This window comes from Bacillus sp. RK1064 (assembly GCF_051488405.1).
GTDB lineage: Bacteria > Bacillota > Bacilli > Bacillales > Bacillaceae > Bacillus.
The window spans coordinates 1,149,249-1,164,802 of record NZ_JBPSCZ010000001.1 but is presented as its reverse complement, the minus strand read 5'-3'; the positions used below and the strand labels follow the sequence as shown (position 1 = coordinate 1,164,802).

Genomic DNA, 15,554 nt, shown 5'->3' with positions numbered 1-15,554 from the left:
GATTAGTATGTCAAATAAAGGTGATGAGAACCAGAAGCCGCTTATGTATATTGTTCAGCCGAGCTATGATGAATCAATGCCGGCCATGCAAAATATCGTGAGAAAACGAAAGAAATCAGAAAAACCGCAAGAAAGTCATCAGAGTGCAAAAGACGTGATCGAAGAAAGCACGCACGAGGAACCCGTGGCTCAAGAAATAGAGAAGAAAAAAGAAGTCGGGCCGCCTGAACTTCAGCAAGAACAAGACATGATGCAAGAAGCAGAACTTGCACAAGAACAAGACTTCACACAAGAAGCAGAGCTTACACAAGAACAAGACATCACGCAAGAAGCAGAGCTTACACAAGAACAAGACATCACACAAGAACCAGAACTTATACAAGAACGAAAACCCCAGCGAGAAGAGGAAAAGCCGCCAGAAGGTGTATTTCATGAAACAAAAGAAGAACGTAGAAGAAAACGAGTGAAAAAGCCTTTAAGTCAGATGAGTATTGACGAAAAAGTCGATTTTCTCACAAGCCTGCCTCATAATATGCCAAGAGCCCTTTGCCTGATTGAAGCTGATGGTAAAACATATAGAGGGATTATCATGGATCGAAAAGAAGATCTAGTGGTCATTCGAACAGCGGGCGGGGGAAATCCAGTTGAATTAGCAATAGATGAAATTTCCTCGATTCATCCGCTTGGCTTTTAACGAATAAAAAAAGTCCCATAGAGGGACTTTTTTTGTTAGCAGTTACGGTTGATGAGTCGTGGATTTAAGCACTCGATTGCGCAGAAGCAGTCAAGATCTACTTCAATGCAATACTTCGATTTTTCTAATCGGAACACATCACATAAGGAATCTTTATCTGTAAAATCTAAAATATGACGGTCTTTGTCAAATGCAATAAGCAAGCTGAGTGTTGCGCAGTGATCACAGATGTGTTCGACTCTGAAAAATGCAGTGCTGAAGCAAGGACCTGCATCTACTTCTCCGACGTTTCCGAATGCGACGAATGGTTTTGATTTGGATGTAAAGAGAACAAACGGGACAGTGTCACCTAATGAATGGGATGTAGAAAGGAGATTGCTGTAACAGCTGGTCGGGCAATCTTCTTCGACGGCACTTTGTAAGTCGTTAATATTTTCAACAGCCTCTGCTACACAGCTCCATGAATGTTTGCGGCTCATATTCAACCCTCCTATACTAGGAAATTTGTTTGAGTGTTTGAGCACTGTCATCATCTACAAGCTTTTTTGTTTTGCCAGTTGATACTTCTACTTTCAATCAATGCGGAAGCGGCAGCTCTTATGCTGACTGCTCCGCATGATTGGCTGTCATTCGTAAGGAAGGGGATGCTTTGACTCATGACAAGTTAGGTCAACGGACGATTGGTTTAGCCGTGGTGATGATGCTTTTTATCTTTCGATGGCATGACTCTGTCGACAAGCTCTGGGTTTAAACATTGGATCGCGCAGAAGCAGTTTAGATCAACCTCAATACAAAAGTCCGTTTTTTCTAGACCAAAGAAGTCAGGGTCACAAGGGTGACACACGCTTAGCGTATGTCCGTGTACATCAACAGGTCTTAATACAGATAACGTAGCACAGCAGTCGTGTAATTTTTCAACCCGGAAGAAAATGGATTCGAAGCATTGGCAATCGTCAACAAATCCTCCAATGTTTCCGAAAGTAGAAAACAATCCGCCCTTTTTATCAAAAATTAAAAACGGAATTGTATCTTTTCCAGAAACTGTCGGGCTTAATAAATTACTGTAGCAGCTCGTAGGACACTTATCTTCTACAGCTTCCTGCTCTGCTAAAATCTTATCAACCGCATCGCATACACAGTTTTCATCATGTCGGCCATGGTGTTTTCCGCAGCTCATGGATTTCAGCTCCTTTAACAAGGTATTTGACTTTAGTCCTTAACAACATATGTATGCGCCCTCTAGTTGGTGTGGGTAAATGACTATTTATATTTGTTGTATTTTTATAAAAGGAAAAGCAGAGCTTTTCGCTCTGCTTTTGGACATTAGAGGATACCAATTGCAACGATTGTCGCAACAAGTGTTTGAGTAAGTGTTTGAATCGCGATCGAGATATCCGCATCGATTGTCGATACTGTAACGTTTCTAGAGTTTTCGATGACAAGTTTCTGGCGGTTTGTTTGTTTGTGAGTAGCGGCTTGTAAAAGATCTTGTGTGACGCGGTCAGCCAGATCACCGTCTGCGATTGAGATATTTGTAATGGTGATGATCGCTGTTTGAACAGCTACTTGGATAGATGCTGCAACCTGTGCATCAACAGAAGAGACGTTAATGTCACAAGAGTCTCTGACGATAATGACTTCCTCAGATGTCTGCTTTGTAAAACTCAATTGATCAAAGTCTTGCAAGACATCTTCATCATCATAATAGTGGCCATCACAAACTGCTTTTCTTTCATAGTTGTAATCGCCGTGGTGTCCGTGGTGTCCGTGGTGTGTACAGTTACGATCTAGAGCGACCCAAGAATATGGTTTAGAATCCATTTCTATTCCTCCTTCCGTTTACTTTATTAAATGCTGGAATGCGTGGTTTTGTCTCGGGCATTTACCCTAGGAGGCAACCCATTTTTATTTAATCGTTATTACGCTGCGCATCACGGCGCTGCTGAATACGATCTCGAAGTGAATTTCGTTTTGGACGTACTTTTGGTTCAGGCTGTACTTCTTCCGCATGTTTTGCTGCCTCAGCCTGCCTTTTTTTCTCCTGCTGCTGTTCTACGAAATCATTTGCTTTCTTTTGTAAGTCCTCGACTAATTTCAAAATCATTCTTCTTTGATCATCTGAGATATTTGCTTTCTGATCATCTGTGATATTGTTTTTGTTTAACACATCACTTACAAGAAGACTCGTTAATGGATCAACATCAGTATTGATTTGAAACTCCTTTTTTTCGTTCTCTTCAGCCACGATGATTTCACCTCTTTCATACGTCATGTTAGAAAAGAAAGGGTCAAAGAATGCCGGCTTCAACTAAGAGTACATTCAATGTTTGAGTGAGAATTTGGACGGAGTTCATAATGGATGCATCTGATAATGTAATCGTAATGTTATAGCAGTTGATGATTTGAATCACAGTTTTCTTTTGGACTGTCACTTGTTGTGTGGATAAAAGCTGATCTGTGATGTCTGCAGCCAATTCATCGTCTGGTACAAGAAGTTGAATTAAAAGAGTAATGATTGTCGTTACGGTCGCTTGAAGGGAGAGTGCAGCTGTTACATCTGTTTTATGAATTGTGACATTTTCGGAATCTTTGATCTCAATGAAATCATCATAATTGCTGATTAATTCGTTTAACAGTTGTGTGTATAATAAATCAGCACTTTCTTCAATAGACAATACTTTCACTCCTTTCTTATCTATACATTATTTAATGCAGCAGAGGCTCAAGGTGGAATCGGAAAGCGTGAAAAAGTACAACCCAATTTTATTTCCGCTCGATTCATCATGGCGGTCTTTCTTTTTGCATATATAAAGAAAGGACGCAAAAAAGAAGAAAGAAGGAGGTGGAGGCTCCTGAGCGGTGCTTTGTCATTTGTCGTGTTTGCCCTCGCATCCTTTAGACTGACGAGGCTGATTGTGTTTGATACCATTACTGCTCCTTTCCGCCGTTTATTTCATGAAGAACAGGAAGAGGTCAATGAACAAGGTGAAGTGGAGACATATATCATCATTAAAGGTAAAGGGCTGCGGTCTTGGGTAGGAGAGCTGTTAAGCTGTTATTGGTGTACTGGCATGTGGTGCACTGCTGCTTTACTTCTGATATACATACTATTTCCTGTCTTTAGCATGTGGCTTAATTTACTATTAGCAATTGCCGCAGCAGCAGGCATTATTGAAGCGATCGTCTCAAAGCTGGTGAAATAAACAGGCATACTGATCAGACACGCTTTCAAAAAATGCATATACTATCATGGAATAGGAAAGGAAGGGTTGCGATGAAACCAACTGAAACACCGTCACATATGCTTCAAGGTTATCCAGCGCAGTCAAATCAACAATCTGTTTATACGAAGAAAATCAAAAAAGCAGATTGCGGCTGTGGAAAGAAAAAGAAACCTCAATAGAACAAAAAACAAAAGCCGGATTTATCCGGTTTTTTTGTTGCCCTTTTTTTGAGTGATGCATATGTAAGAGAGAAGGGGTGACCAGAATGGATGCATTCGAACAATTAATCGGCTCCTTGTTCACTAAACCTCATGATGGAAAAGAACAAGCGCACGAAAAGGGTGAAATGGATCTAGCGGATAAAGCGAATGATCTTGAGCAGCACTTAAAGGTATTTGGCGAGAAGATGGATGCTTTTGCGAAAGAAACAGAAGCATTCATGATGCGTCATGGAGAGGCAGATTACGTCTTTAAACAGCAGAAATAAAAATTCCGCACTTTTTTATGTGATCGTCCAAACCATTTGTAGTATTTTTCATATTTTGTAAGGGAGAAGAGGAGGTGCTTATATATGAGTTGTTACGGTTACGGTGGCGGTTCTTGCGGCGGCTACGGCGGAGGTTATGGCGGCGGATATGGATCAACATTTGTTCTTGTCGTCGTGCTTTTCATCCTTCTAATCATCGTTGGTGCTTCTTTCTTTAACTAAACAGTAAGAAGGTGAGGGAAGCAATGGGGGAGCCTTTTGCTTTCCTTTCTCTTTGGGCAAACAAGGCTTTAGGATAGGCACATATCTCGCCTATTTTCATATAGTAAGGTGATTACTCCACAAAGAGGAGGCAAATGAATGGATAATAAATTCTTTAAAAGCGTTGAAAATAAAACGGGTGTGAATATGAATGATGTTTTTAAGCTTGCAGGTTCTTTGCAAAATGCCAACTTTAAAGATGAAGCAACGGTTCGAGGCGTCATTAAAAAAGTAGCGCAGCTTGCGAATAAGCGTGTACCTAAAGAAATGGAAGACAAAATCGTTCAATCGATTACAAGTGGAAAAGAAAAGCTTGATTTCAATACAATCGCTAAAATGATGAACAACAAAAAATAAACAACAGGTCCTCCGCTTAAAGGGGGGCCTGTTGTTTTTCTGTGAATAATTCTCGGTTTTTCTTTAGTAGGGGATACAAAAAGCGCGAGCGATGAGCGGTTTTTCCACGTCTAAATGATGGAACAGATAGATAAAGAGATTGTTCAGCTCTTGTCATGGCCACGTATAATAAACGGCGTTCTTCTTCTAGGGCTTCTTCATCACCGTTTCTTAGTTCATCGAGTGAGAAATCATGAGGCAGTGCTCCGTCGACCACGCAAGTGATGTACACCGTTTGGAATTCAAGTCCCTTTGCGCGGTGAATCGTCATGAGCTGAACACCTGGTTCATCTGTTTTTTCCTTTTCGGCAGATTTCATATGTTCGGCATGTGCGAGAAAGGCTTCAATCGTTTCAAAGCGTTTGGCGGCGGTTTTTACATCTCGTACATCATCCGCCCCTTTTTCAAGCACATTCGTATCGTTCACTCGTTTTTTTAAGTAATCACCAAGTCCCATCTTTTGTTCAATAAACGCCACAGCGTCAGACGGCTTTAACGTTCGTAACGTGCGGAACAGAGGAACAATGGATTGCAGCTTTTTCCGTTGAAACGGCTGAATATCTGTTAGTTTTCCGAGTGCGTCTACCATTGAACAATCTTCCGTGATGGTCGATGCCTTCATCGTGTTCAAGGTCTGCTGCTTTAAAAAGAAAACCGGAAGCAGCTGTTTCATAGCAGCCACATCATCGGCATCCTGACTTAAAGAGAGAAAGGCGAGAAGAACCCGAACAATTCGTCTGCTGTAGAAGGCTTTGACACCAGCCTCCGTCTCATACGGAATCGCGGATTGATGCAGACGCTCATAAATCGCGCGGCCTCCTGTATTGGTGCGAAAGAGCACGCAGATATCATTCGGCTTTGTGCCGTTTTTAATTTTCTCCTGAATATCTGCCACGATCATGGTCGCTTCCTCTTCCTCGTCATATGGATAAAAGAGCGTAGGCGGGATTGTCTCCGCACGGACGGCTTTTAACGTTTTTTCATAACGATGCTGATTTTTCTTAATAATGGCATCCGCACTTGCGACAATCGTATGATGCGACCGGTAATTCGCATGTAAATGGACGATTTGAGCCGAAGGATAGTCACGTTTGAATTCAAGAATGAAAGCAGGATTGCTGCCCCTAAAGGCATAAATGGCTTGATCATCATCACCTACACAAAATAGCTGCTCAGATTCTCCAGCTAAAAGCTGAATCAATTGATATTGAACTGGATTAATATCCTGAAATTCATCCACTAAAATATACTTGAACCGTTCTTGATATCGTTTCAGCAGTTCAGGCTGTTCTGTCAGCATGTGCAAGCAGGCAATCGCCATGTCATCAAAGTCAAATTGCTGATTGTCGCGTTTTTGTTGTTCATAAGATTGATAAATCGTCCACATATGCTTTTCCTTTTCATCTTTCAAATCAGGAAGCTCGCCTGGTAAAAAAGCATTTTTCCAAAAGCCGATCGATTGCAGTACTTGATCGGTAGGGTAGTCTTTTTCATCAAGTCCTTCATTCATGATGGCTTTTCGAATGTACTGTTCCTTCTGCCAGTCAAACTTGATCAGGTGCTGGCCGTTCCATTTGCTTGCGTCATCGTGAAGCAGCATTTTATAAAAAAGACTGTGGAAGGTGCCTGTCACCACTTGGCTTGCTTGTGATGGGTGCAGCTGGTATTGCTTGCGCAGTCTTTCTTTCATTTCACTGCTGGCTTTTGTGGTGAAAGTCACGAGTAAGATATGGTGAGCAGGAATATGATGATGTGACATGAGATATGCCGCTCTTGCTGTCAGGACTCTTGTTTTCCCGCTGCCAGCGCCAGCCAGCACAAGCATCGGACCGTCTTTATGTGTGACAGCTTGAAGCTGCGGTGTGCTAAAGGTAATATGCGGAAAGAGATCGATGGTATGTGCTTGTTCATTCTCTTCTAAATGTAACGCATCGCTAAATTGAATCGACCTTGGTTCCTGCCAGTCATATGATTCATTCGTTTGCGAGATGATTTGTTTACCTGTTGGAAAACGGAAGCCCCCAAGTTCTTTATAGGAAGCACTTTCCTCTTGCTCTGCATTTTTTTTCTGATCTTCTTGTTCTTCTGCTTGTTCACACATCTCTTGCTGAGTCATATGTTTATGAATAAAGGCAGGTTCTTCATGTATATTTAATCTGAAAAAGACTGGTTGTCCGCAATATGGGCAGGATAAGTGCCCTTTTTTTCCCTCGTCATGGAGGAATTGATAATGTTCTCTCGAATACGTATGTAATGAGATCGTTCGATCATGTCGTCGTGCGCATTTCAAAGCTAGTCCTCCAATAGTTAATCAATCTTAAAAAGAAACACATCTAATCATATCAAATGAGACGTGTTTCAAACAGTCATAATTAGGGAATAGTAGAGTAGAAGAGAAGCAAAGGAGGCGTTCTTGATGGGATATATAGCCCCGATTCAGCCGGATCTGTATTTTCAATATATCAATCGTCCTGCTCCTCAGGATAAAGAAGACTACGCGAAAGTAACAAAGGTTACTCGCACCTTTCATGACAAGGTATACAGAGAGCTGGAGAAAAAAGAGGACTTAGTGACAGAAGCAGAAACGAAAGTCCAGCAAAAAAAGCGGGAACGCTTTGTACGAGATATGTTTATGGAAGAAGGCAAAGGCGTTCATATTAATGCGTATATATAAATGATTACGCTTTCTTCCCTTGACGAACGATGATAAAGAAAAGCGAGGGCATCATGGATGCTCTCGCTTTTTCTTTTGGTCAAACAGATAGTGTTTTTGTCATTTTGACATGTGTGATCCCTGCTTCTTCAAACGGTTCAGAAACGGCTTTGTAGCCTTTCTTTTCGTAGAAAGGAAGAGCTTGGACTTGTGCGTGCATAACCGCTTCCTTCGCTCCATTAGCAATGGCTTCTGTTTCCAGCGCTTCTAATAGTTTGTGGCCAAGGCCGAAAGCGCGCGCCTCTTTTAACACACAAATTCGTTCCAGCTTTGCCTTTGGTCCTTCAATGATCCGCAGTCTAGCGGCTGCCTGAGGCTTCATTTCATCATTATAAATGACAAAATGAATGGCCTCGTCCTCTAGTTCATCTATTTCAATCTCTAACGGGACTTCTTGTTCTTTTACGAACACTTCTTTTCGAACGTAGTATGCATCTTCTCGTTGTATTTGTGCTGTTGCGATGACTGTTTTCAAATGTCTTTAACCCTCTTCTCCTAAAATAAATGTTTCATAGACGGTCCAAGATCCGTTCTCTAACTGATATAAAAGGTGGAAGCGATCCACGGTTTCTTCATGGTCAATCTTTCTCAGCTTTAATGTACCAAGTACGTCTGAATGCTCATCATCTGATAGTTTTTGAGCTACTGTCACATGCGGAACAAAAGCATATTCAGGTGTGCCAGCAAGTGGATCTGCGTACAACCTTTCATTGAGCGCCATGATTTCCTCGTTCGGTTCTACTTTCATATAAATGACGTTGTTTACAGGAGCGAATGAACTGAATTTTTTAATACGTAACGTAATAGGAGAAGCATTTTTTGCATACTCTCTTAACGTTGAGACGACCTCAGCCGCTTCTAGATCCGTTAATTCAAAAGGTGTTCTTAATGTTAAATGAGGCGGTATAAGTGCATAGTTCGGATCATAACGCTTCCGGTAAGAGTTCGCAATATCTTGCAATTTTTTTGATGGAAATATAACAACTCCGTATTTCATCGTGTTCCCTCCTGATTAAGAAAGTATTTATTATTGTTTATTATAACAAAATTCAGTTGATTAACGAATATGGGAGCATTCTTTTTAACGAAGGCGCAATGAGCGGCTGCCAAAACGTCCATTTATGATCCCCTTCGAATGTCTCAAATAAATAATCCGCACCTGACTGTTCAAGAAGGGCTTTTAAATCTTCGTTCGGCTGAATAAAATCAAGCACTTGGCCATCTGTCGTTTTCACAGCCGTTTCTTCCACCCCAATTTGATGGATAATGGCATAAGGAGAAAGGGCTGTCGACTGTTTAACGGCTTCTAGGACTGAATCATCAACGTAAGGAGACTGCAAAATCAGCCCGCCAAATAAAGAAGGATAATCAATCGCTGTCATAAGAGAAATCGTAGCACCTAGCGAATCACCAATAAACGTGCGTCCTGATCCAATTTGATAGGTTGGATAGTGCGTATCAATATAAGGGACAAGTTCATTTGCTAAAAAGCGTTTATATGCTTCAAACTTTGTGCCATCTGGATGATACGTATTCCGTCTTTCCGAGACATTTTCATAAGGGACACCAATGATAATCGAGCGTTCCATTTCTTTGTTTTGCATCAATTCTTCCGCCTGTCTGCCTATTTTGCCTAAGCGGAAATAATCATGACCATCTTGGGCAATGATGACATGATATGTATAAAGGGGGGAGTAATTGACTGGTAAATAGATCAAAAGGGTCATATCCGCCCCAAGTTCTTTTGAATGTAAGGTTTCTTCTTGAATAATGCCTGTTTTCTTCACCATAATCCATTCCTCCAGCTAACCAATTTCATCACAAAGTGAAACGTTTCCATTCATTGTAACATGAAAAACAGCGTTGTTCCTATATGCTAACATGCAATCCATTCAGTTGACATCGAATCTGTTATAAAATACAGAAAATTTTAATTAATTGGTCCGATTCCTCTTGAAAAATGAGATTTAATGCGTTACAGTATTAAGAATTAGAACAGACAGACAACACATTCTTATCGTGAGAGGTGGAGGGACTGGCCCTTTGAAACCTCAGCAACCGGTATGCATCACTTCATGTGATGTACCAAGGTGCTAAATCCAGCAAGCAGCTTTTTTGCTTGGAAGATAAGAGGAAGCGATTAAACCCCTTCTTCTTATGAAGAAGGGGTTTTCTGTTTTGAAATCAGATTTTTACTTAGGATGGTGTCAAATGACAGAACATGTGGAAACGACATTAGCGCAAATTGGAAACCGCAGCGAAGAGGCGACTGGCACGGTCAGTCCCCCCGTTTATCTCTCAACAGCATACAGACATAGAGGCATAGGGGAATCAACCGGATTTGATTACATTCGAACGAAAAACCCAACAAGGCAGCTTGTAGAGGATGCGATTGCTTCACTCGAAGAAGGGACGGCCGGCTTTGCCTTCAGTTCGGGAATGGCTGCGATCCAAACGATCATGGCATTATTTGAAAGCGGAGATGAACTCATCGTCTCATCAGACCTATATGGCGGTACATACCGTTTGTTTGAAAACGAATGGAAAAAGTACGGCTTACGTTTTCTTTACGATGATTTTTCAGATGAAGACTGTTTACGTTCTAAAATCACGCCAAACACAAAAGCGGTCTTTATTGAAACGCCGACAAATCCACTTATGCAGGAAGCGGATATTCAAAAAATAGCGAAGATTGCAAAAGAACACGGCGCTTTGGTCATTGTCGATAACACCTTTTACACACCCGTTTTGCAAAAGCCGATTACGTTTGGAGCGGACATTGTTATCCATAGCGCAACCAAATATTTAGGCGGACACAATGACGTCCTTGCCGGTCTTGTGGTGACAAAAGGAGAGCAGCTGTCTGAAGACATGTTCCAGCATCAAAACGCAATTGGAGCCGTTTTATCTCCGTTTGACTCATGGCTTTTAATGAGAGGAATGAAAACACTGGCTCTTAGAATGCGCCAGCACGAGGCAAATGCGAAGGAGCTGGCAGAGTTTTTAAAGAAACAGCCAGAAATTCAAGATGTCCTTTACCCAGGCAAGGGAGGAATGCTGTCATTCCGTGTAGCCAAGGAGGACTGGGTCAATCCATTTTTGAAGCAGCTGAAAACGATCTGTTTTGCTGAAAGTCTTGGCGGAATCGAAAGCTTTATTACGTATCCTGCAACGCAAACGCATATGGATATCCCAGAGGAGATTCGCATTGCAAATGGCGTTTGTAACAAACTGCTCCGTTTCTCCGTTGGCATTGAGCACGTAGATGACCTGAAAGTAGACCTGAAACAGGCACTATCACAAGTAAAAGAGGAGGTACACGCCAAATGACCACACACGATTGGACACTCGAAACCCAACTCGTTCATAATGCATTCAAAACAGATCGTTCAACAGGTGCAGTCAGTGTGCCAATTCAGCATGCATCCACCTTTCATCAAAGCAGCTTCGATGATTTTGGCCAATATGACTACTCAAGATCGGGGACTCCTACACGTCAAGCGTTAGAGGATACGATTGCGGCGCTAGAAGGAGGAACAAGAGGGCTTGCTTTTGCATCAGGCATGGCAGCCATTTCAACTGCTTTTCTACTATTATCAAAGGGAGATCATGTCCTTGTCACAAGAGATGTGTACGGTGGTACATTTCGAATGATCACCCAAGTTCTTTCGCGATTTGGCATCGAGCATACCTTTGTGGACATGACCGATTTGAATGAAGTCAAAAGAGGCATTCAATCAAATACAAAGGTCATTTACATGGAAACACCGTCCAACCCGACTCTAGGTATTACGGATATTGGGGGCGTCGTCCAGCTTGCCAAAGAACATGACTGTCTGACATTCTTAGATAATACATTTTTAACACCTGCTCTTCAGCGTCCGCTGGACCTTGGCGTTGACGTAGTCCTGCACAGCGCAACGAAATTTTTGAGCGGTCACAGTGATGTACTGTCAGGCTTAGCTGTCGTGAAAGACGAGAAGCTGGGAGAAGAACTCTATTCGCTGCAAAACTCCTTCGGTGCGGTGCTTGGCGTGCAGGATTGCTGGCTCGTGTTAAGAGGGTTAAAAACCCTTCAGGTCAGATTAGAAAAAGCAAGCCAAACGGCCTTCGAACTGGCCTCATTTCTCAAAGAGCATCCTGCGGTGAAAAAAGTGTACTATCCAGGCTTAGATGACCATCCAGGGGCGGACATTCAGCGAAAGCAGGCAAGCGGAGCAGGAGCTGTTCTTTCATTTGAATTAGAAAACCAAGCAGCTGTCAAAGAATTGGTGGATGCTGTCACATTACCTGTATTCGCCGTCAGCCTTGGCGCCGTCGAATCCATTCTGTCATACCCAGCCAAAATGTCACATGCTGCTATGCCAAAAGAAGAAAGAGAAAAAAGAGGGATTACGGACGGCCTGCTTCGATTAAGTGTAGGGGTCGAAAACGGAGAAGACCTCAAACGCGACTTCAAACAAGCACTAGATCAACTTAAGCCTGTTCTTGTAAACCAATCATAAAAGAGAGAAAAAAGCCGGTCCATCTGCCGGCTTTTTGACCTTTTTTGAACAAAACCATTGACGACTGATCATGATGGTTATATAATAGAGAATGTCAGTAACAGAAAGCCCAGAACTGATACATAACCCGATTCCGTAGCTCAGCTGGGAGAGCGCTACCTTGACAGGGTAGAGGTCGCTGGTTCGAGCCCAGTCGGAATCATCCACGGCGGTTAGAGGCGTTATATCAACGTTTCTAGCCGTTTTTTATTGCGTTGACTTAGCGGTGACTTAGGCGTTTTAGGACGCAGGGTAGCGGTCGTATAGTCGGCAAGGTAGCGGTTTTCATTTCGATGTCTTAATCGATTTGGAGGCGATACTATGTCCGCAAATAGATCGGGCAAGCGTGTTAAAAAAGAACGGACTTTACGTAAAACGTCGAGCAATCTCGATGTATTATTTATTCAATTCCGCGCGATAAAGAAATCGGAGGGGCGAGCTGAAGGTACGATAGAGCAATACGAAAATAACTACGGCTTCTTCATCGAATATCTAGACCGCCACAAAATAGCGCGGTCAATCAATGAAATAAATAGGGACGTCATTCGTAGATATATCGTCTACATGAAGGATGAGTGGGTGAAATTCGAGGACCACGCATTTAAGAAAGAACGACATATGACAAAAGGGTTGGCACCGTCTACTATTAATACCCGACTTAAAACCTTGCGGGTGTTCTTTAAAACGATCCATGACGAAGGGTTAATTGAATCGAATCCAATGTACGGTATAAAGAACGTTAGAGAGCCGGAAGAAGAGATCATTATACTAGATGAGGATGAACTTAGGTTATTGTTTGCGGCACCAAACCAGCGTGATTATGCTGATTTTAGAGATTACGTTTTAATGAACGTCTTATTGGATGGCATGATGCGTATCTCCGAAGCGTTGGGTTTGCGGACAGAGAACTTCGATTTTAAAGGGAGTTCATTATATATTCCGGCTTCTATCGCTAAAAATAGGAAAGCGCGAACCGTTCCCATCGAGTTTGGTACAGCGAAACTTTTAAACGAATTAATTACCGAGAATAAAGCCGATTTTGATTCTGACTATTTATTCCTTGCAAACTACGGAGAGCCGTTAACGCGTGATCATTTTAGAAAAAGGTTAGTAGAATACGCAAAGGAAGTCGGTATAAAGAAACGTGTACATCCGCACCTTTTCCGGCACACATCCGCAACAATGTACTTAGAAGCCGGGGGAGATATAAGACATCTTCAGATGTTACTAGGTCATAGCGACTTGCGTATGGTTATGAGATATACTCATCTGTCGGGAAGGTCTTTAACAGAACAACACGATAAATATTCCGCAATCAATGCCGTAAGAAAAAAACTGAATAAACAACGGAAACTTAAAAGAAGATGACTCGGCCACTAGGTCGGGTTATTTTTTTTTGTTTTGAATGTCCCGATTTCGACCGACTACATGCGACTGTACTTATGAAAGCGAAATTAGACGAAACATTATCCAATAACAACGTAAAAATCGGAGGTGATCGAATGTTACCTAAAATGAGAATAACCGGTGCGGCAGCGGAATTGTTTGTGGCTGGCGACCTAGTAACGCAAGGAATGATTCCGGCGTTCCCATCGATTGAAAACACAGCTTACGATGTTCTCGCGGAAAAGGACGGAGTGGCTTATCGCGTTCAGGTAAAAAGCTCTTCGGGTGACGGGGAGAAGGTAAAATTCGACTTAACTAGGCCGAGCGCTTCAAATCGATACTACGATAAGAGTGATTTCGATATACTCGCGCTATATGACTTCAATAGTAAACAGATTGCATATCTTTCGTGGGATACGCTTCCTCATAAAAGGAGCATTACTCTTAGATACGTAGATACGGTAAGGAAGAACGCATTCGTTTCGGGAAATGGTCGGTTATTCTTCGATGACTTTACATCGTTTCCTAACGAAGTAAGGACGGGTGGTGTGGTAGCGTGACAAACGAACATCAGCGGCTCGTCTCCGTAGAATCTCAGTCGGAATATAACTTAACGTCCGGAAAGTCAGAGACTCGTATCTTCGTTAAGATGTACGTCGATGCCGTAAAGAAAGGGCTAATCGCGGATATCGGACCCGAACGTTGGCAGACGCTTTGCGTACTATCATCGTTTATGAACGCAAACGGGGAATGCTACCCGACGCAGGAACAGATAGCCGGCGCATTAAACGTAAGCCGAGAGACGGCAAACAGACGGATTAAGGCGCTTTGTGAATATCGGTGGCAGGATCGTCCTCTCGTCATTAAGAAACAAGGACGCGAAGGAAAGTCGCAGCGGTGGGAAAATGCGCGGTATACGATACTTCCGATTAGCCAGCTCGCGATATTTGACGGAGATACGGAAGAGTTATAAAACGCCGTGTGACGTCTATTCATATACGGCGGACCCGCACACGGCTCGGCGTCACACTAACTAGAACCATCTTTTAACTAGAGCCATTAATAACTAGATAAATAATAGCGCTCAATTAAAACCTTTCGCGCAGATACTTATTTTAAAAGATATATCTATCGCGATAAAGGATATATGCAAAGAGTGAGCGTAAGCGAACGAATTGCTACGGTTTTAAATAACAAACGGAAAGAGGTGCGCTATGTTTACGGAATATGAACTCGTTACTATATACGAAGCACTTGACGAACTTCACCCATGTACTCGCGCCCAATTTAAAGACGGCGTAGAGGTAGCGGTATCTGATCTAAGCGCCAAAGTATTGCGTCTAATAAACGAAAGTGAGTCGACAATTTCCGAAGAACAGGCGATGAGGATTCTCGCACTCGATCCGGTCAATTTACCGCCATCTCAGTACGAAATAGATGAACTCGATAAGGCACGAAAGATTCTAGAATCGCGTCGACTAATTAACGAAAAGGAGTCCGATAATCATGACGATTGAAATTCCGATCTCACCCGACTACCGCCTTACATCCGACGTCCACAACATCATCGTAAATGAACGCTATTTCACCGACCCGACCAAAGCGCCGGGCTGGGCGCGCCGACTAGCCGAAAACCCTGACGCCGACCCAACGCCTGTCGAGCGCTGGCGAGAAGTTTCGTTCCATTCTACGATTGATCGCGCTGTTCTAAACGTAATGAATCGACGGATCAAAACGTCGGACGCGGCTTCACTCGCCGAGATCGCGCAAATGGTACAGGAATTTCGCACGGAATTAGCGGCGGCACTGACGATCGAGGGCGATAATACTGCCGACAAATAAAACGGCT

At 42.6% G+C, this 15,554-nt stretch carries 23 protein-coding genes, 1 tRNA gene and 1 riboswitch; of the genes, 15 read left to right on the top strand and 9 right to left on the bottom strand.

The genetic code is table 11. The features are described from left to right. Window positions 1-7 precede the first annotated feature (7 nt). Window positions 8-694 (top strand): CotO family spore coat protein, encoded by a 687-nt coding sequence (locus tag ACSSTM_RS06290; protein WP_034663195.1) that lies wholly within the window; start codon window positions 8-10, stop codon window positions 692-694. A gap of 35 nt (window positions 695-729) precedes the next feature. Here ACSSTM_RS06290 and ACSSTM_RS06285 read toward each other — a convergent pair whose 3' ends face one another. From ACSSTM_RS06285 to ACSSTM_RS06265, 5 genes are all read right to left on the bottom strand, one after another. Next, the gene (locus ACSSTM_RS06285) at window positions 730-1,173 is read right to left on the bottom strand and encodes a CotY/CotZ family spore coat protein (protein WP_034663193.1); all 444 of its coding nucleotides are present in this window, start codon (window positions 1,171-1,173) and stop codon (window positions 730-732) included. A 206-nt stretch (window positions 1,174-1,379) separates the two neighbouring features. After that, complete coding sequence (locus tag ACSSTM_RS06280) at window positions 1,380-1,871, bottom strand: CotY/CotZ family spore coat protein (protein ID WP_034663191.1); 492 nt, start codon at window positions 1,869-1,871, stop codon at window positions 1,380-1,382. A gap of 146 nt (window positions 1,872-2,017) precedes the next feature. Further along, the gene (locus ACSSTM_RS06275) at window positions 2,018-2,515 is read right to left on the bottom strand and encodes a spore coat protein (protein ID WP_034663188.1); all 498 of its coding nucleotides are present in this window, start codon (window positions 2,513-2,515) and stop codon (window positions 2,018-2,020) included. A gap of 88 nt (window positions 2,516-2,603) precedes the next feature. Next, window positions 2,604-2,939, bottom strand: a complete 336-nt coding sequence (locus ACSSTM_RS06270; protein ID WP_034663892.1) for a hypothetical protein — start codon at window positions 2,937-2,939, stop codon at window positions 2,604-2,606. 43 nt (window positions 2,940-2,982) lie between these two features. Then, complete coding sequence (locus ACSSTM_RS06265) at window positions 2,983-3,369, bottom strand: spore coat protein (protein ID WP_034663185.1); 387 nt, start codon at window positions 3,367-3,369, stop codon at window positions 2,983-2,985. A gap of 177 nt (window positions 3,370-3,546) precedes the next feature. Between ACSSTM_RS06265 and ACSSTM_RS06260 the strand changes: the two genes are divergently transcribed. From ACSSTM_RS06260 to ACSSTM_RS06240, 5 genes are all read left to right on the top strand, one after another. After that, window positions 3,547-3,897 (top strand): DUF1360 domain-containing protein, encoded by a 351-nt coding sequence (locus ACSSTM_RS06260; RefSeq protein WP_034663889.1) that lies wholly within the window; start codon window positions 3,547-3,549, stop codon window positions 3,895-3,897. Between the two features lie 71 nt (window positions 3,898-3,968). After that, on the top strand, window positions 3,969-4,097 hold the full coding sequence (locus ACSSTM_RS06255; RefSeq protein ID WP_258182060.1) for a hypothetical protein: 129 nt from the start codon (window positions 3,969-3,971) through the stop codon (window positions 4,095-4,097). A gap of 86 nt (window positions 4,098-4,183) precedes the next feature. Beyond that, a complete protein-coding gene (locus ACSSTM_RS06250; RefSeq protein WP_060596024.1) occupies window positions 4,184-4,405 on the top strand; it encodes a hypothetical protein in 222 nt (73 codons plus the stop codon). Between the two features lie 84 nt (window positions 4,406-4,489). Further along, on the top strand, window positions 4,490-4,627 hold the full coding sequence (locus ACSSTM_RS06245; RefSeq protein WP_003212017.1) for a YjcZ family sporulation protein: 138 nt from the start codon (window positions 4,490-4,492) through the stop codon (window positions 4,625-4,627). A 138-nt stretch (window positions 4,628-4,765) separates the two neighbouring features. Beyond that, the gene (locus ACSSTM_RS06240; RefSeq protein WP_003212292.1) at window positions 4,766-5,023 is read left to right on the top strand and encodes a stage VI sporulation protein F; all 258 of its coding nucleotides are present in this window, start codon (window positions 4,766-4,768) and stop codon (window positions 5,021-5,023) included. Window positions 5,024-5,039: 16 nt separating this feature from the next. Here ACSSTM_RS06240 and ACSSTM_RS06235 read toward each other — a convergent pair whose 3' ends face one another. Continuing rightward, the gene (locus ACSSTM_RS06235) at window positions 5,040-7,352 is read right to left on the bottom strand and encodes a UvrD-helicase domain-containing protein (RefSeq protein WP_034663179.1); all 2,313 of its coding nucleotides are present in this window, start codon (window positions 7,350-7,352) and stop codon (window positions 5,040-5,042) included. A 126-nt stretch (window positions 7,353-7,478) separates the two neighbouring features. On the opposite strand from ACSSTM_RS06235, the gene ACSSTM_RS06230 reads away from it, so the two are divergent. Further along, on the top strand, window positions 7,479-7,736 hold the full coding sequence (locus ACSSTM_RS06230; RefSeq protein WP_034663177.1) for a hypothetical protein: 258 nt from the start codon (window positions 7,479-7,481) through the stop codon (window positions 7,734-7,736). A gap of 79 nt (window positions 7,737-7,815) precedes the next feature. Here ACSSTM_RS06230 and ACSSTM_RS06225 read toward each other — a convergent pair whose 3' ends face one another. From ACSSTM_RS06225 to ACSSTM_RS06215, 3 genes are read right to left on the bottom strand one after another with little or no spacing between them, the layout of a single operon-like run. Then, complete coding sequence (locus tag ACSSTM_RS06225) at window positions 7,816-8,250, bottom strand: GNAT family N-acetyltransferase (protein ID WP_034663175.1); 435 nt, start codon at window positions 8,248-8,250, stop codon at window positions 7,816-7,818. Between the two features lie 6 nt (window positions 8,251-8,256). After that, on the bottom strand, window positions 8,257-8,772 hold the full coding sequence (locus tag ACSSTM_RS06220; RefSeq protein ID WP_034663172.1) for a YjcG family protein: 516 nt from the start codon (window positions 8,770-8,772) through the stop codon (window positions 8,257-8,259). A gap of 52 nt (window positions 8,773-8,824) precedes the next feature. Continuing rightward, window positions 8,825-9,565 carry an alpha/beta hydrolase gene (locus ACSSTM_RS06215; protein WP_034663170.1) on the bottom strand — a complete coding sequence of 247 codons (741 nt, stop codon included), beginning with the start codon at window positions 9,563-9,565 and terminating at the stop codon, window positions 8,825-8,827. 221 nt (window positions 9,566-9,786) lie between these two features. Further along, a riboswitch (SAM riboswitch) is annotated at window positions 9,787-9,908 on the top strand. 78 nt (window positions 9,909-9,986) lie between these two features. On the opposite strand from ACSSTM_RS06215, the gene ACSSTM_RS06210 reads away from it, so the two are divergent. The 8 genes from ACSSTM_RS06210 (at window position 9,987) to ACSSTM_RS06175 (ending at window position 15,547) form a co-directional block, all read left to right on the top strand. Beyond that, entirely contained in the window at window positions 9,987-11,105 is a 1,119-nt protein-coding gene (locus tag ACSSTM_RS06210; RefSeq protein WP_034663169.1) for a methionine biosynthesis PLP-dependent protein, read from the top strand. Continuing rightward, complete coding sequence (gene metC, locus ACSSTM_RS06205) at window positions 11,102-12,280, top strand: cystathionine beta-lyase (protein ID WP_034663166.1); 1,179 nt, start codon at window positions 11,102-11,104, stop codon at window positions 12,278-12,280. Before ACSSTM_RS06210 ends, metC begins: the two co-directional genes overlap by 4 nt. A 129-nt stretch (window positions 12,281-12,409) precedes the next feature. Beyond that, a tRNA-Val gene (locus ACSSTM_RS06200) sits at window positions 12,410-12,482 on the top strand. 158 nt (window positions 12,483-12,640) lie between these two features. Beyond that, window positions 12,641-13,687, top strand: a complete 1,047-nt coding sequence (locus ACSSTM_RS06195; RefSeq protein ID WP_437404102.1) for a tyrosine-type recombinase/integrase — start codon at window positions 12,641-12,643, stop codon at window positions 13,685-13,687. Window positions 13,688-13,821: 134 nt separating this feature from the next. Beyond that, window positions 13,822-14,265 carry a group I intron-associated PD-(D/E)XK endonuclease gene (locus tag ACSSTM_RS06190; protein WP_437404101.1) on the top strand — a complete coding sequence of 148 codons (444 nt, stop codon included), beginning with the start codon at window positions 13,822-13,824 and terminating at the stop codon, window positions 14,263-14,265. Between the two features lie 89 nt (window positions 14,266-14,354). Beyond that, on the top strand, window positions 14,355-14,678 hold the full coding sequence (locus ACSSTM_RS06185) for a helix-turn-helix domain-containing protein (RefSeq protein ID WP_437404100.1): 324 nt from the start codon (window positions 14,355-14,357) through the stop codon (window positions 14,676-14,678). Window positions 14,679-14,919: 241 nt separating this feature from the next. Continuing rightward, complete coding sequence (locus tag ACSSTM_RS06180; RefSeq protein WP_437404099.1) at window positions 14,920-15,222, top strand: hypothetical protein; 303 nt, start codon at window positions 14,920-14,922, stop codon at window positions 15,220-15,222. After that, complete coding sequence (locus ACSSTM_RS06175) at window positions 15,212-15,547, top strand: hypothetical protein (RefSeq protein ID WP_437404098.1); 336 nt, start codon at window positions 15,212-15,214, stop codon at window positions 15,545-15,547. The genes ACSSTM_RS06180 and ACSSTM_RS06175 overlap by 11 nt, the downstream gene beginning before the upstream one ends. Window positions 15,548-15,554: the final 7 nt, after the last annotated feature.

Bases quoted from the DNA above. Each gene is read 5' to 3' on its own strand.
- ACSSTM_RS06290 (WP_034663195.1), top strand. From the start codon at position 8: ATGTCAAATAAAGGTGATGAGAACCAGAAGCCGCTTATGTATATTGTT.
- ACSSTM_RS06285 (WP_034663193.1), bottom strand. From the start codon at position 1,173: ATGAGCCGCAAACATTCATGGAGCTGTGTAGCAGAGGCTGTTGAAAAT.
- ACSSTM_RS06280 (WP_034663191.1), bottom strand. From the start codon at position 1,871: ATGAGCTGCGGAAAACACCATGGCCGACATGATGAAAACTGTGTATGC.
- ACSSTM_RS06275 (WP_034663188.1), bottom strand. From the start codon at position 2,515: ATGGATTCTAAACCATATTCTTGGGTCGCTCTAGATCGTAACTGTACA.
- ACSSTM_RS06255 (WP_258182060.1), top strand. From the start codon at position 3,969: ATGAAACCAACTGAAACACCGTCACATATGCTTCAAGGTTATCCAGCG.
- ACSSTM_RS06250 (WP_060596024.1), top strand. From the start codon at position 4,184: ATGGATGCATTCGAACAATTAATCGGCTCCTTGTTCACTAAACCTCAT.
- ACSSTM_RS06245 (WP_003212017.1), top strand. From the start codon at position 4,490: ATGAGTTGTTACGGTTACGGTGGCGGTTCTTGCGGCGGCTACGGCGGA.
- ACSSTM_RS06240 (WP_003212292.1), top strand. From the start codon at position 4,766: ATGGATAATAAATTCTTTAAAAGCGTTGAAAATAAAACGGGTGTGAAT.
- ACSSTM_RS06230 (WP_034663177.1), top strand. From the start codon at position 7,479: ATGGGATATATAGCCCCGATTCAGCCGGATCTGTATTTTCAATATATC.
- ACSSTM_RS06220 (WP_034663172.1), bottom strand. From the start codon at position 8,772: ATGAAATACGGAGTTGTTATATTTCCATCAAAAAAATTGCAAGATATT.
- ACSSTM_RS06215 (WP_034663170.1), bottom strand. From the start codon at position 9,565: ATGGTGAAGAAAACAGGCATTATTCAAGAAGAAACCTTACATTCAAAA.
- ACSSTM_RS06210 (WP_034663169.1), top strand. From the start codon at position 9,987: ATGACAGAACATGTGGAAACGACATTAGCGCAAATTGGAAACCGCAGC.
- metC (WP_034663166.1), top strand. From the start codon at position 11,102: ATGACCACACACGATTGGACACTCGAAACCCAACTCGTTCATAATGCA.
- ACSSTM_RS06195 (WP_437404102.1), top strand. From the start codon at position 12,641: ATGTCCGCAAATAGATCGGGCAAGCGTGTTAAAAAAGAACGGACTTTA.
- ACSSTM_RS06190 (WP_437404101.1), top strand. From the start codon at position 13,822: ATGTTACCTAAAATGAGAATAACCGGTGCGGCAGCGGAATTGTTTGTG.
- ACSSTM_RS06185 (WP_437404100.1), top strand. From the start codon at position 14,355: ATGTACGTCGATGCCGTAAAGAAAGGGCTAATCGCGGATATCGGACCC.
- ACSSTM_RS06180 (WP_437404099.1), top strand. From the start codon at position 14,920: ATGTTTACGGAATATGAACTCGTTACTATATACGAAGCACTTGACGAA.
- ACSSTM_RS06175 (WP_437404098.1), top strand. From the start codon at position 15,212: ATGACGATTGAAATTCCGATCTCACCCGACTACCGCCTTACATCCGAC.